The sequence below is a fragment of the Brevibacillus sp. HB2.2 genome, from assembly GCF_013284275.1.
Classification (GTDB): Bacteria; Bacillota; Bacilli; order Brevibacillales; family Brevibacillaceae; genus Brevibacillus; species Brevibacillus brevis_D.
This window is the reverse complement of record NZ_JABSUV010000037.1, coordinates 22306-34942: the sequence shown is the minus strand read 5'-3', so window position 1 is coordinate 34942 and position 12637 is coordinate 22306. Positions and strand designations below refer to the sequence as shown.

The window sequence follows — 12637 nt, the reverse complement described above, 5'->3', positions numbered from 1 at the left end:
ATTCAAGAAGTACAGTTGTTTAGCCGATATAGAAAATGGTGGAAAAATAGAGAGGAGAGGGATGTGAGCATGAGAAACTGGCAAAAAGGAATGCTCGCTACGGCTGTTACCGTTGGGCTGATCTTTTCCAGCGTCGGCCAAGTACCGGCATTGGCGAATTCTGCGACGACAAGTACGCAGAAGAAGATTTCCAAGCTTGTAGTTGATACAAAGACAGTAAAATTGAAAAAAGCGGGGACACAGCAGTTGACTGTCCGCGTGCAATACACGGATAAAACAACGGAAGACGTCACACAACAAGCGGAGTGGACTTCCTCTGACAGTGACATCGCGAGCGTTGACAAGGGCTTGGTCACAGCAGTTAGTTCCGGTAAAACGAGAGTGAAAGCAAGCTTCGAGGGCAAAAGTGTGAATATCCCTGTTGAGATCGATGTGATTTCCAAGCTTACTGCTGACCAGAAGAAACTGGCTCTCAGCGTAGGTGGCACGAAACAAGTAAACGCAACAGCAACTTTCTCTGATAAGTCTACTGGTGATGTAACGGCTCAGGCAGAGTGGGAAAGCGATGATAAGGCAATCGTAACGGTAACGAATGGATTGGTTACGGCAGTAGGCTCGGGCACAGCGAAGGTCAAAGTGAAGTACGGTGGAAAAAGCGTCTCCATTCCAGTAGAGGTGGATGTCGTCTCCAAGCTGGACAGTGATAAGAAAAAGCTGTATCTGCGCCCAGACACTACCCAGTCGGTTACGCTGTTGGCTACCCTGTCTACGAAAGAAAAAGTAGATGTAACAAGCAAAGCCAAGTGGACATCCGACGATGCAAAAGTTGCCACAGTTGAAAACGGAGTCGTGACAACTGTAGGCTCTGGCAAAACGAGAATTAAAGCAACTTACGGTGGAAAGACGATCTCGATCCCTGTAGAGTCTGCTGTCATCTCCAAGATGGAATTTGACATGAAAAAGGCCGATCTCAAAGTTGGCGAATCAAAAGACTTGAAGGTATCTGTTATCTATACCGACAAAACCAAGGTAGATGTCACTACCGATGCAGACTGGATCTCCACGAACAGCTCCGTTGTGACTGTAGTGGATGGCAAGATCACGGCTGTAAAAGCAGGTCGTGCAACGATTGCCGCAACGTATAATGGAAAAGTCGTAAAAATACAGGTAACCGTGAAGTAACTCACGCTGGAGGAAAAGCCAGGGCGCGACTGCGTACCTGGCTTTTTCGCATACTCCGGCCTGTGGTAATCTGTAGCTAACGCTTTTGATTGCACGAAGACGGGGGACATCATGGATATTCGACAGCTGCAATACTTTGTGGAAGTAGTCAAACATAAAAACTTTACGAAGGCCGCGCAATCCCTCCACGTCTCTCAGCCTTCTATCAGCAAAATGATCAAGGCATTGGAAGAAGAGCTAGAGGTAGTTCTGCTGGATCGGACGGAGCGGAAAATGGATCTGACAGACGCAGGGGAAATGGTCTACAGCTATGCGACCAAAGTGTTGCAGCTGATGGAGGGCATGGCGTCGTCGATAGCAGAATTGCGAGACGTCGAGCGTGGTCGGGTCAAGCTGGGCATGATGCCAACGGTGGGTTCTTTTCTCTTGCCGAATGTGATTGCCTTGTTTAAAAAGCAATATCCAGGCATCGATATCGAGATGAAGGAATATAGCGCCAAGCTGCTTGAAATCCAAATGGAGCAAGGAAGCATCGATGTGGCCTTAACCGTTCTGCCAACGGATCAGGAGAAATTTGAGGCGGTTCCCTTGCTCGCAGAGGACCTCGTTGCGATCGTTCATCGGGAGCATTGGCTCGCGGGAGTCGATGAGGTGAGCTTGGAACAGCTCAAGGACGAAGCTTTCATTTTGTTTACCGAAGAGTACGCGATGCATGATGTGGTGCGCCATGCGTGCAAGCTGTCCGGCTTTGAACCGAATGTCGCTTACATGAGCTCTTTATGGGATTTTGTCGGAGAGATGGTGGCTACTCAACTGGGGATATCACTCATTCCACGCTCCATCGTGAGACGCTTGAATAACGGACAATTACACACCGTCAACATTTCCTACCCGGTGATTGACTGGCAGTATGCCTTGATTTATCGAAAAGAAGGGTATTTATCGCATGCGACAAAGGCTTTCATATCGTTTGTAGAGAAAATGTACAGCCATAACCAAATGGAATAGAAATGATGATGTTTATGTATTGTACGAATGGAATCGAGACGGCTTAGAATGAGGGTAACTCGTTCAAACAGTGACTTTTTGAACAACCTTTGTAGAGCAACTGGGGTGGTCTCGATGAAAAGATGGTTCTCCATCATCGCACAAGTTTTGCTTTTGTTCGGCTTCACCTGGCTGGGGAAATGGGTGACCTCGTTTTTTCACCTTCCTGTTCCCGGCAGTCTGATCGGACTCGCGCTATTGTTCATTTGTCTGTATACCGGCTTGATTCGTCTACAGTGGGTGGAAGCAGGAGCGACTCTGTTATTCTCGCAGATGATCCTGTTTTTCGTACCATCGTTGGTCGGGATGATGCAGTATCCGTGGTTATTAGGGATAAAAGGATTGCTGGTGCTTGTGGTCGTCGTGAGCGGGTGTGCGCTTGTGATGATTTCGACAGGTGTTGTTGCTGAGCGCATGTTCAATCGTGGAGAGGTGAAACAGCATGATCCTGTGGAAAACATCTAGTGTGCTCCTGACACTCGTTTTCTTCTATGCAGCTAAACGGTTCAACAAGAAAAGACCGTCTCTGCTATTTTCTCCGGCCATTTTGGCGCCGATTGGCTTGATTTTGTTTTTGCTTTTCGCAGGCATTCCTTATCAGGTGTACAGTGAAGCGACCTCGCTCTTTAGTGAGATGATGAGCGTAGTCACAGTAGCGTTTGCGATTCCGCTGTACCGAAATTGGTCGGTGTTAATGGCGCATCGCCGGATGATTTTGACGAGTCTTGCTACGGGTTCCTTCATTGCCATCATTGCAGGTGTTTCCACGACGATGCTCGTTGGATTGGGAAAAGAAGCGGCGATTAGCGTCATTCCTCGCTCGATTACCCTGCCGATTGCGATGAGCGTAACCGAGGCGATTGGCGGAATGCAGACGATGACGGCAGTATTCGGCATGCTGACCAGCTTCGCAGGTGTTTTTTTGGCTCCCACAATCATCAAGAGAATGAGGCTCCGACATCCTGTTTCCATCGGTTTGATGTACGGAATGGGTGCACATGCGTTGGGGATGGTAAAAGCGTTTGAGCGTGGGGAAACAGAAGGAAGCAGCGCGACTTTGGCTGTGATCGCCGGAGCGATGATTACCGTAGTGTGGGCGTTTACCTTGCTACCGGTGATCATGTCGTGGCTGGCTGTGTGAAGGAAGGGGCTGTTAGATAGCCCTTTTTGTATTACAATAATCGTATAAAAATAAAATTAAATGAATAAAAATACACAAGATAGTGGTGATCAAACATGAGAATTGAATCATTCTCTTTGCAACAATACGAGGACGTCATTCAGCTATGGCAACGAGCAGGATTACAGCTTTCTTGCTCGGATACACGTGAGGGATTGCGTAAAAAGCTGGAGCGAGACGCAGAGCTTTTCTTGGTGGCAATGAATGAGGAGGAAAGGATGATAGCAGCTGTAATGGGCAGCTATGACGGACGGCGAGGATGGGTGAATCATCTGGCAGTCGATCCGGATTTCCAAGGACAAGACATAGGGAGCAGGCTGATGGATGAGCTGGAAAAGCGGCTGGCGAATATCGGGTGTGAAAAGATTAACCTATTGATCGAGCCGACCAATCATGGTGTACAAGCTTTTTACAATCAGCTTGGGTATGAGCGTGACGAACTAATTTTTATGGAGAAGTGGATTGCTTCTGGTGAAGGATAAAAATGGAAGTGCAACATGACCGCCCAAATGCTGGCGAAAGGTGTATGATAGAGGACAAATAAAAGCTCCATAACTCTTTCAACATGGCAGGAGGCATCATGAGACCGCTGTATATCGTCCTATTACTCTGTACTAGCTTCCTTTGGGGAGGAAATTTTGTTGTCGGTAAATTTCTTGTTGGGCACGCGTCTTCCTTGACGCTGACCAATTTGCGCTGGCTCATTGCTGTTGTTTGCTTGTTGCCCGTTGTTTGGATACGCGAAAAGCGGATTTTTCCAACGCGAGAAGCACTCCTTCCTTTGATTGTGATGGGAGTAACCGGCGTAGCACTTTTTAATTTATTCATGTTCTGGGCCCTTGAGCGGACAGACGCGACCAATGTCGGGCTTTTGTCCACGCTCAATCCGGTTTCGATCGCGATTTTTTCCTTTTTGCTGATGGGCGATAAAATTCGACCGTTGCAGATTGTCGCGATGCTTGTCTCGTTTACAGGCGTGCTTGTGGTGATGACCAAAGGAGACTTCGCACACTTGTCCCAGTTGCACTTCAACACGGGCGATTTGTGGATGCTCGCCGCTGTCGCCATGTGGGGGATTTACTCCGTATGCGCACGGTGGGCGATGAAGACGGTCTCGCCGATGATGTCCACACTGTACTCGGGGATTTTCGGTGTTGCGCTGATGCTGCCCTTTAATGTCACCACATTTACAATCAGCAACACAGACTGGACGTTCTGGCTGTCGCTGTTCTACGTTGGTGTAATGGCAACTGTCGTCAGCATGGTGTTGTGGAATATCGGTGTACAAAAGGTCGGCGCAACCTCAGCAGGTATGTTCCTCAATTTCAATCCTATTTTTACGGCCATTCTTGCATTTCTTTTACTCGGCGAGCGTATGACCATCATCCAATTACTCGGCAGTGTAATCGTCATTGTCGGCTGCTATATGTTCTCGCGTTTAAAGCACGTCTCGACCCCGGCACCACATACAGTCAAGCAAGCACAAGGCTAAAAAGGAAATCCCTCGTCTGGTTAAAAAGGCGGGGGATTTTTAAGTTAGAAGGCACCGATCACCCCACAAGGCTAGTGAGAAGAAAAAGCACAGGGCTCGCAGACCTTGACAACGCCTACCCAGTCGGAACTACAAAAAGGGGACCACGCTTGTCGAACACTTCTCCTCTGAGAATCTTCCGCCCGTAGGGTGGCTTTGGCTCGACGGTCCCCTTTTTGTAGTGGAGACGTCCAGTGAATCCCCCTGCTGGCGTGTCAGAGTCGAAGAGAACTGTGCTTTTTCTTCTCCACCACTATGTTGACTCATGGTTTTTCGTCGATCACGTGGACATAGGCTTTCGCATACATATAAGAAGGACAGTGTGTGAAGGGGAGGTTGTATATGATTGTCATAGCGGGGAGACCAGCTAATCCCGCCTCGTTGGCAGCGGAATGGGGACTAAATCCGGTACAGCGTGAAACGGTAGCGATAATGGCACGTAGTGATGAAACATTTGAATATCCAACTCCTGAGCTCCTGCAATTTGAACTGAAAGTGCGCGATCATCTGGTGAGGTCTGCCTTGGCACTGAACGAAAGCGGCCTGGCCTTTTCTACTTTTGAAGAATCTCGTGCCAATCCAGCTTACTGGATTCGAACTGACCAAGGCGGATTCCGCTTGCGACCTGGAGTGCTGCCATCCAGCGGGATTATCAATATTTTTCGAGAGGGTCAAAAATACGCCACGGAGTGTGCTACGGCGATGGTCATTATTATTTATCATGCAGTCCTACAGTCCATTCGTTTACCGGATTTTGAGAGAATGTTTTCGGACATCTTGCTATATGACTGGCGGTACGATCAGGATTTGGACTTGCAAACAATAAGGACAAATACCTTTTTGCCTGGTGATGTGATTTATTTTGCCAATCCTGATTACGATCGTGAGACACCGCAGTGGCAAGGAGAAAATGCAGTAGTGCTCGGCAATGGCTTGTATTACGGGCATGGTGCGGGGATCAAACGGGCGAGTGAGATGGTAGCGTTTTTGAATGAACAACGAAGAGAGGGAGCAATGAGGTCTGCCTATCGGGCCAATCAGGCGACTCGGCCTGGTTTCGCCTACCTGTTTCCCTACGACAATGGTCGTTCTACCATGCAAGTTTTCGGCCAGCCCATACAAGCGAGCAGTCGAATTACAGCGCAGATCGGTTCTTTGTCTTGGGAGTGGTAAAATGAACAAAAGCCTCCTGCCAGAAATGCGGCGAGAGGCTTTTTTCACTCATGCTGGACAAGAAAATCGCTTCCAAGAAAACATAGACAGGTCAAGGGAAGCAGCTCCCTCTACTAGCAGTTGGCTGGTGGCTTCCCCGATCGCACTGGCGAATTTAAAACCGTGCCCGGAAAAGCCCGCTGCAAATACAAGCTGTGGATGTTGAGGATGACGGTCAATGACGAAATGCTCATCCGGTGTCATAGTGTAGATGCATACCTTGCCTTGGCGCAATGGGCCTGCTGCTCCAGGCATATACGCTTCCAAAAAAGAGCGAACACAGCCTTCGTCCGACAAATAGGTGCCAAAGGTACGTTCCAGTTTATCGGGATCGATGGCGTGCCCACCGTCATGGCGTCCGATTTTTACACCAGTGCCATCAAAGTTCGGAAATCCGTAGAACATGGAGTCATGAAGGCGAAAGATGAAGGCGGGAAAGCCATCCGCACTGTACTGGCGCTCATCTGCACCAAACCAGGCGACCGTTTTGCGTATAGGCTTAAGCGGGATGGACAAGCCCAATGAGTCAAGGAGCGAACCATTCCAAGCACCGGCGGATAGCAGGACTTTATCGCCGTGGTAGCTGGCAGATTCCGTATGCACAATGAACCCATTTTCTGCTGGTTCCAACTGCGTGACTGGCGTGTTCGTCAACAGTGTGGCTCCTGAGGCGAGAGCGAGCTCTCGATAGGCGCGAATTCCGTTTTCGGAATAAAGCACACCTGAGGTAGGCTCCAGGCAACCGTAGTAATCAGCAGGCAGATGGATTCCTGGCCAGCGTTGCATGACCTCATCGGCAGCGAGTACTTCCAAGGGCAGGGAGTACTGCTCGGCGCTCTCCCGAATTTCATTCAGGAAGGTACAATTCAGGGGTCCAGCGTTCAAAACACCGGTTTTGGCGAAGATCGGTATGCCGGATGCTTGTTCCAATTCTGACCACAGCTGTTGCGCCCGTAACGCAAGCGGGACGTACTGTTTTCCTTCTCCGTACGCATGGCGAATGATACGGGTATCCCCATGATGGCTGCCCATTGTGTGTGGGGGATCAAAGGCATCAATCATGAGTGTGCGCACGCCCTGCTTCGCCAGATAGTAGCCAGCTGCCATTCCCATCGAGCCTGCTCCCACAATAATGACGTCGTAGTTTTGCATCAGCAGTCCTCCATTCCGCTTATTTTTATCTATCTTACAGGAGTTTTCTGAATTGTGGATTTTAATTTTTTGTGTAAAGATCCATTTTTTTGTGTGCAATCAGGTTTATTCCATCAGTTGGGAGGGAAAAGGAGATTACGCTATCATCATATGTCAAGAAAAGTGGTGTTTACGAAATGAAATGGACGATCGGAAAAAAATTGGGTAGTGCGTTCGCGCTCATCCTGGTCATCATGCTGTTTATGGGGATCACGACCATTGTCAGGATGGAACAGATGAACCAGAAGATGGTGGAAATGAATACGAATTGGCGCCCAGGTCTGGAAGATATTTTGAAGATCAACATGACGCTGGAAACCGTTTACGGACTTACACAAACCATGCTTACGACAGAGGACATGGATGCCAAGAACAAGTACGCAAAGCAAGTCGATGACCAATTTGCCTATATGGACGGCTTATTGACCAGCTATGAAAAAACGATTTTCAGTGAAGAGGACCGTAACAATTTTGAAGGATTGAAGCAGGCGCTGAAAAAATATGAGGAATACAGTCCGCAATACGTGGCAATCGCCAAAAAGGTCGATATTAGAAGGCCAGCTACCGATGCAGACATGGCCGAGCTGGATCGCATCAAGAAAAAAGGCAGTGAATTGTTTTTAGAGCGTAAGAAATATTTGGATGCCATGATGACGAATAACAGTGAGGGAGCACAACGCGCTGGCGCAGAAAGCGCGGAACTGTATGAGTCAGTCAATCGGGACCTGAATATTACCTTGGTGATCTCTATCATTGCGTGTGTGGCGCTAGCTGTCGTACTGACGTCAAGCATCCGTCGACCGATCTTGCGTTTGATGGAAGAGATGAAGAAAGTGGCTGATGGTGATTTACGTGTGGAGCCATTGGTTGTCAAAAGTCGTGACGAGATTTTGGATCTGGCGAATTCGTTCAATGAGATGACTAGCAGTTTAACTACAGTCATTCGTCAGGTAGGCGGAACTTCCGAGCTGGTAGCCTCATCAGCTGAGCAATTGACGGCAAGTGCAGATCAGACGAGCAGGGCCACTGAACAAATTGCTGTTACTGTTCAAGAAGTGGCAGCAGGTGTTGATCGCCAGGTAGCGAGTGTGGAGAATGGGGCGAAATCCATTGATGATATGTCACGAGGAATTCGTCAAATCGCAAATAACGCACAGCAAACATCCAATATGGTGAGCGAAGTCGCCAACATGGCAGGAGAAGGGAACCAGTCGATTCAGGCAGCCGTTCAACAAATGAATGCGATCCACGATTCCATGCGTGAGCTCTCATCCGTGGTAGACGGTCTGGGCAATCATTCTCAAGCAATTGGAGAGATCATCGAGGTGATTACAGGCATCGCGGATCAGACCAATCTGCTCGCCCTCAATGCTGCGATTGAAGCAGCGCGCGCAGGAGAGCATGGACGTGGATTCGCGGTTGTTGCAGATGAAGTACGGAAGCTGGCAGAGCAGTCGGCACAGTCCGCCCAAAAAATCGCGCAGTTGATCAGTACGATTCAGACAGATACAAAAGTCGCGGTCGAATCGATGGAAACAGGCACACGGGAAGTACAAGAAGGAATTCGCGTCGTTCATCGTGCGGGCGAAACCTTCGGTCAAATTCAGAACTCGATTGGCACAGTAGCCGACCAGATTCACGATGTGTCTGCATCTGCCCAGGAAGTGTCCGCCCATTCCGAACAGGTCGTACAAGCGATGGAGCTGGTCAGCGAAGTTTCCGACTTGACTGCTGATGGCACGCAAAACGTTTCCGCTGCTACACAGCAGCAGCTCGCTTCTATGGAGGAAATCGCTTCGTCGGCAACAGCTCTTTCCAATATGGCAGAAGAGCTGCAGCACATGATTCGCCGATTCAAAGTATAGGCATATACCGAGTAAACGAACGCAAAAACGCCAACGTGATTGGCGTTTTTTTCTTTCCATTGTCATTTTTTTAGAAAAAGTTAATCTTTAGGAAATAGTTCATTAAGAACAGGTTTAGTAGGAGTTTATCTCTACGGACTACGATGGATTCAGAGGTTTAACAGGCAACCTACGCTCGGTACGCAACCGGGCTTAGACCTATATCTCAATCACATACCAAGGAGGAAGGTGCCGAATGTACAAACTCATCCTCACTGCAATCCCATTCGGAATGCTGCTGACAGGCTGCATGGATGAATCGTCCACAACAGCTCCGGCTGTAACGACCGCACAGCAGCAACAACAACCAGTGACACCACAGCCACAACCTCAACCAGAGAAAAAACGAACGCTATCTCAAGAAGAAGTGAAAGAACTGAACAAAAAACTGCTCTTTGCAGCAGCCGAGGGCAAAACCGATGAAGTCAAGGCTAGCTTGGCAGCAGGGGCTGAGATAAATGCACAGGATGATCGTGGAAGAACAGCGGCGATGGCGGCAACACACGGCAACCATGTGGAAACAGTGAAGGTCCTCATTGAAGCAGGAGCTGACATCAATATTCAGGACGACCGACAAGATAACCCGTTCTTGTATGCAGGAGCAGAAGGATACCTAGAAATATTAAAGCTGGTTATCGATGCAGGTCCAGATACGAAGATTTACAACCGCTTCGGAGGAACACCGTTGATACCAGCGGCAGAACATGGGTATGTGGAAGTAGCAAAGGAACTTCTTACCCGGACGGATGTAGACGTCAACCATGTGAACAATCCGGGCTGGACAGCAATGATGGAAGCAATCGTATTGAACGATGGCGGAAAAAACCAACAAGAGATGGTCCAATTGCTAATCGACCACGGTGCTGATGTAAACATCCCGGATAGCGAAGGAAAAACACCTCTATATCGTGCAAAAGAACGGGGTTATCACGAGATTGTACAAATCCTGCAAAAAGCAGGAGCACGCTAATATACGGAGGTAAGCTTACATTCACACTTCGAGCGCAATGGAAATATTCCTCGACTAGAATAAGTCGTAGCAAGATTGATTCTAGTCAAGGGAGGCTATGTTCATGACAAGCCATACGACCATTCAACCGAAGATTTTATATTACGGAACTCCCGTTGTCCTGTTGACGACTGAAAATGAAGATGGTTCAACGAATATCAGTCCCATTTCATCGTCATGGGCGTTAGGAAATTTTGTCATTCTGGGGCTCGGGTTCGGCTCGCATGGATTGGAAAATTTGCGTCAGCGTCCGGAGTGTGTTATCAATTTGCCGGATGCCTCGATGTGGCAGCAAGTGGAAGCGTTGGCTCCGCTAACAGGCTGCAATCCCGTACCTGACTATAAAAGGGAGCTGGGCTTCCGCTATGAAGCGAATAAGTTTCAGGCAGCCAATTTGACTCCTGTTGACTCTGACATCGTTCGTCCAAAGCGAGTAGGAGAATGTCCGCTTCAACTCGAAGCAGTCGTTCGCACCATCCGTTTTCCGGAATATGCCAACATGTTTGCGATCGTGGAGACAGAAGTGCGTCACGTCCATGCAGACAAACAGATTGTACAGAGTTCTCATCACGTGAACCCCCAAGCGTGGAATCCACTGATCTACAACTTCCGCCATTATTTTGGTCTCGGTGATCAGTTGGGGAAAACATATCGATCAGAAACGTAGAACGTCAAAAACGCCAAGTTTTTGGCGTTTTTGGATTTTGGAATGCAACATATGATATATTAGGTGTTGCCTAATAAAGTTAGTTAGTACCGAAAAATGAGGGGTGAGTAGATGCTTGTCTGGATGTTGCGAAAAGTAATGGCAGAAAGAGGAGTTTGGACGGGAGCTGCTCTAGCAAGGCTGTTGAAAGAGAAAGCAAATTACAGTCTGTCTCCAGCCTCCATCAGCGCTTTACTAACCAGTCAGCCCAAACAAATGAAAACCGAGACACTTGATGCACTCTGTACAGCTTTAGAGTGTACACCAAATGACTTGTGGGCATATACACCGCCTAATAGAGTGAAGGGAGCATAAAAATATGGCAGTGAAACAGATTTTGCCTTTTGGAGACCCGATTCTGCGCAAAGTAGCCAAGCCAGTGGAAGAGCTGAATGAGAAAACGTTCAAGCTACTGGATGAGATGGCAGAAACCTTATATGCCGCGGACGGCCGTGCTGGCCTTGCCGCACCTCAAATCGGCATTCTTCGCAGGGTTGTTGTCATGGATTGCGGAGATGGATTAATTGAGCTCATTAACCCAGAAATCATCGAAAGAAGTGGCGAACAAATCGGAATGGAAGCTTGCTTATCTTTTCCGGGTTATTATGGCAATGTAAAGAGAGCCGAGCATGTGAAAGTAAAGACATTGAACAGACAAGGCGAGGAAATGATCCTTGCGGGAGACGGATTCCTTGCTGTTTGCATGCAGCATGAAATCGATCATTTAGACGGAATTTTATTTGTGGATCATGTTCAGGAAAAATGGCTGTACCATGAAAAAACAAGGCAAAAAGTCGATGTGCTAGATGTGATCCGCTTAACAAAAAAGGCCTAACAAAAAGGCGTACCGTTCCCATTCGGGAAATATGATAGTAGAAGGCCGTTTGTTCCGGATATCTGAAGAGCGGCATTATTACGTGGAGGAACATACATGGAACAACTACTGATAGGTAGCTTTCTATCTGCCATGGCTACAGGTGTGGGCGCCTTGCCTATCCTTTTTTTTAAGTCGGTATCACATCGATGGCGGGATATATTGCTGGCGTTTACGGCTGGAATTATGGTGGCTGCCTCGACATTCAGTCTGATCCCACAGGCACTTCAGAGCGCGCCATTTATTATCGTTTGTTTAGGAGTGCTTACCGGAACATTGATGCTTACAGTGTTGGAAAGCATTGTCCCACATATCGATCTGGAGCATACGAGAATCAACATTTCGATGGATTCGCAATCGCTGCTAATCTTGGCCGCGATTACCTTGCACAATATACCAGAGGGCTTGTCCGTGGGCGTGAGCTATTCGAGTGAACAGTCTGGCTTGGGTGGCCTGATATCTTTTGCAATTGGTCTGCAAAATGCCCCAGAAGGCTTCCTAGTTGCCCTCTTCCTGATCAATCAAAAGGTCAGTCGCTTCAAGGCCTTTTTGTTAGCAACGCTGACTGGAGCAGTCGAAATCGTCTCCGGGATCTGTGGTTATTATCTGACCTCTGTGGTTCACGGGTTGGTGCCATATGGGCTTTCCTTTGCCGCAGGCGCGATGTTGTTTATCGTTTACAAGGAACTCATCCCCGAAAGTCATGGTGATGGTCATGCTCGTTCCGCAACTTTTTCGTTCATCCTAGGACTTTTGGTCATGATTGGACTAGTTCATTCATTTGGATGAGCGTTTTTTTCG

At 48.2% G+C, this 12637-nt stretch carries 14 protein-coding genes; 13 read left to right on the top strand and 1 reads right to left on the bottom strand.

Going from position 1 to position 12637, the window contains the following annotated elements; all coding sequences use genetic code 11:
- Positions 1-69 precede the first annotated feature (69 nt).
- The 7 genes from HP401_RS22900 to HP401_RS22870 all read left to right on the top strand — a co-directional run bounded on the left by HP401_RS22900 (position 70) and on the right by HP401_RS22870 (position 6113).
- Positions 70-1182 (top strand): Ig-like domain-containing protein, encoded by a 1113-nt coding sequence (locus tag HP401_RS22900; RefSeq protein WP_173606641.1) that lies wholly within the window; start codon positions 70-72, stop codon positions 1180-1182.
- 111 nt (positions 1183-1293) lie between these two features.
- Complete coding sequence (locus tag HP401_RS22895; protein ID WP_173606640.1) at positions 1294-2190, top strand: LysR family transcriptional regulator; 897 nt, start codon at positions 1294-1296, stop codon at positions 2188-2190.
- A 114-nt stretch (positions 2191-2304) separates the two neighbouring features.
- Positions 2305-2694 carry a CidA/LrgA family protein gene (locus tag HP401_RS22890; RefSeq protein ID WP_012684594.1) on the top strand — a complete coding sequence of 130 codons (390 nt, stop codon included), beginning with the start codon at positions 2305-2307 and terminating at the stop codon, positions 2692-2694.
- Entirely contained in the window at positions 2672-3370 is a 699-nt protein-coding gene (locus HP401_RS22885; protein WP_173606639.1) for an LrgB family protein, read from the top strand. The genes HP401_RS22890 and HP401_RS22885 overlap by 23 nt, the downstream gene beginning before the upstream one ends.
- A gap of 95 nt (positions 3371-3465) precedes the next feature.
- Positions 3466-3891, top strand: coding sequence for a GNAT family acetyltransferase (locus HP401_RS22880; RefSeq protein ID WP_016740644.1), 426 nt, complete (start codon positions 3466-3468; stop codon positions 3889-3891).
- 98 nt (positions 3892-3989) lie between these two features.
- On the top strand, positions 3990-4901 hold the full coding sequence (locus HP401_RS22875) for a DMT family transporter (RefSeq protein WP_173606638.1): 912 nt from the start codon (positions 3990-3992) through the stop codon (positions 4899-4901).
- 381 nt (positions 4902-5282) lie between these two features.
- Positions 5283-6113: a protein-glutamine gamma-glutamyltransferase gene (locus HP401_RS22870; RefSeq protein ID WP_142498220.1), complete on the top strand. Its 831-nt coding sequence runs from the start codon at positions 5283-5285 to the stop codon at positions 6111-6113.
- Positions 6114-6161: 48 nt separating this feature from the next.
- Here HP401_RS22870 and solA read toward each other — a convergent pair whose 3' ends face one another.
- On the bottom strand, positions 6162-7304 hold the full coding sequence (gene solA / locus HP401_RS22865; protein ID WP_173606637.1) for an N-methyl-L-tryptophan oxidase: 1143 nt from the start codon (positions 7302-7304) through the stop codon (positions 6162-6164).
- A 176-nt stretch (positions 7305-7480) separates the two neighbouring features.
- Between solA and HP401_RS22860 the strand changes: the two genes are divergently transcribed.
- From HP401_RS22860 to HP401_RS22835, 6 genes are all read left to right on the top strand, one after another.
- Positions 7481-9208: a methyl-accepting chemotaxis protein gene (locus HP401_RS22860; protein ID WP_173606636.1), complete on the top strand. Its 1728-nt coding sequence runs from the start codon at positions 7481-7483 to the stop codon at positions 9206-9208.
- A 235-nt stretch (positions 9209-9443) separates the two neighbouring features.
- The gene (locus HP401_RS22855) at positions 9444-10217 is read left to right on the top strand and encodes an ankyrin repeat domain-containing protein (protein WP_173606635.1); all 774 of its coding nucleotides are present in this window, start codon (positions 9444-9446) and stop codon (positions 10215-10217) included.
- A 103-nt stretch (positions 10218-10320) separates the two neighbouring features.
- Complete coding sequence (locus tag HP401_RS22850) at positions 10321-10923, top strand: flavin reductase family protein (RefSeq protein ID WP_173606634.1); 603 nt, start codon at positions 10321-10323, stop codon at positions 10921-10923.
- 111 nt (positions 10924-11034) lie between these two features.
- A complete protein-coding gene (locus tag HP401_RS22845) occupies positions 11035-11277 on the top strand; it encodes a helix-turn-helix domain-containing protein (protein ID WP_012684604.1) in 243 nt (80 codons plus the stop codon).
- Positions 11278-11281: 4 nt separating this feature from the next.
- A complete protein-coding gene (gene def, locus HP401_RS22840; protein ID WP_142498225.1) occupies positions 11282-11797 on the top strand; it encodes a peptide deformylase in 516 nt (171 codons plus the stop codon).
- Positions 11798-11893: 96 nt separating this feature from the next.
- The gene (locus HP401_RS22835; protein ID WP_173606633.1) at positions 11894-12625 is read left to right on the top strand and encodes a ZIP family metal transporter; all 732 of its coding nucleotides are present in this window, start codon (positions 11894-11896) and stop codon (positions 12623-12625) included.
- The last annotated feature ends 12 nt before the right edge of the window (positions 12626-12637 follow it).

Coding starts and splice junctions, on each gene's coding strand:
- HP401_RS22845 (WP_012684604.1), top strand. CDS start 11,035: ATGCTTGTCTGGATGTTGCGAAAAGTAATGGCAGAAAGAGGAGTTTGG.
- HP401_RS22900 (WP_173606641.1), top strand. CDS start 70: ATGAGAAACTGGCAAAAAGGAATGCTCGCTACGGCTGTTACCGTTGGG.
- HP401_RS22875 (WP_173606638.1), top strand. CDS start 3,990: ATGAGACCGCTGTATATCGTCCTATTACTCTGTACTAGCTTCCTTTGG.
- HP401_RS22855 (WP_173606635.1), top strand. CDS start 9,444: ATGTACAAACTCATCCTCACTGCAATCCCATTCGGAATGCTGCTGACA.
- solA (WP_173606637.1), bottom strand. CDS start 7,304: ATGCAAAACTACGACGTCATTATTGTGGGAGCAGGCTCGATGGGAATG.
- HP401_RS22870 (WP_142498220.1), top strand. CDS start 5,283: ATGATTGTCATAGCGGGGAGACCAGCTAATCCCGCCTCGTTGGCAGCG.
- HP401_RS22860 (WP_173606636.1), top strand. CDS start 7,481: ATGAAATGGACGATCGGAAAAAAATTGGGTAGTGCGTTCGCGCTCATC.
- HP401_RS22885 (WP_173606639.1), top strand. CDS start 2,672: ATGATCCTGTGGAAAACATCTAGTGTGCTCCTGACACTCGTTTTCTTC.
- HP401_RS22880 (WP_016740644.1), top strand. CDS start 3,466: ATGAGAATTGAATCATTCTCTTTGCAACAATACGAGGACGTCATTCAG.
- def (WP_142498225.1), top strand. CDS start 11,282: ATGGCAGTGAAACAGATTTTGCCTTTTGGAGACCCGATTCTGCGCAAA.
- HP401_RS22835 (WP_173606633.1), top strand. CDS start 11,894: ATGGAACAACTACTGATAGGTAGCTTTCTATCTGCCATGGCTACAGGT.
- HP401_RS22850 (WP_173606634.1), top strand. CDS start 10,321: ATGACAAGCCATACGACCATTCAACCGAAGATTTTATATTACGGAACT.
- HP401_RS22895 (WP_173606640.1), top strand. CDS start 1,294: ATGGATATTCGACAGCTGCAATACTTTGTGGAAGTAGTCAAACATAAA.
- HP401_RS22890 (WP_012684594.1), top strand. CDS start 2,305: ATGAAAAGATGGTTCTCCATCATCGCACAAGTTTTGCTTTTGTTCGGC.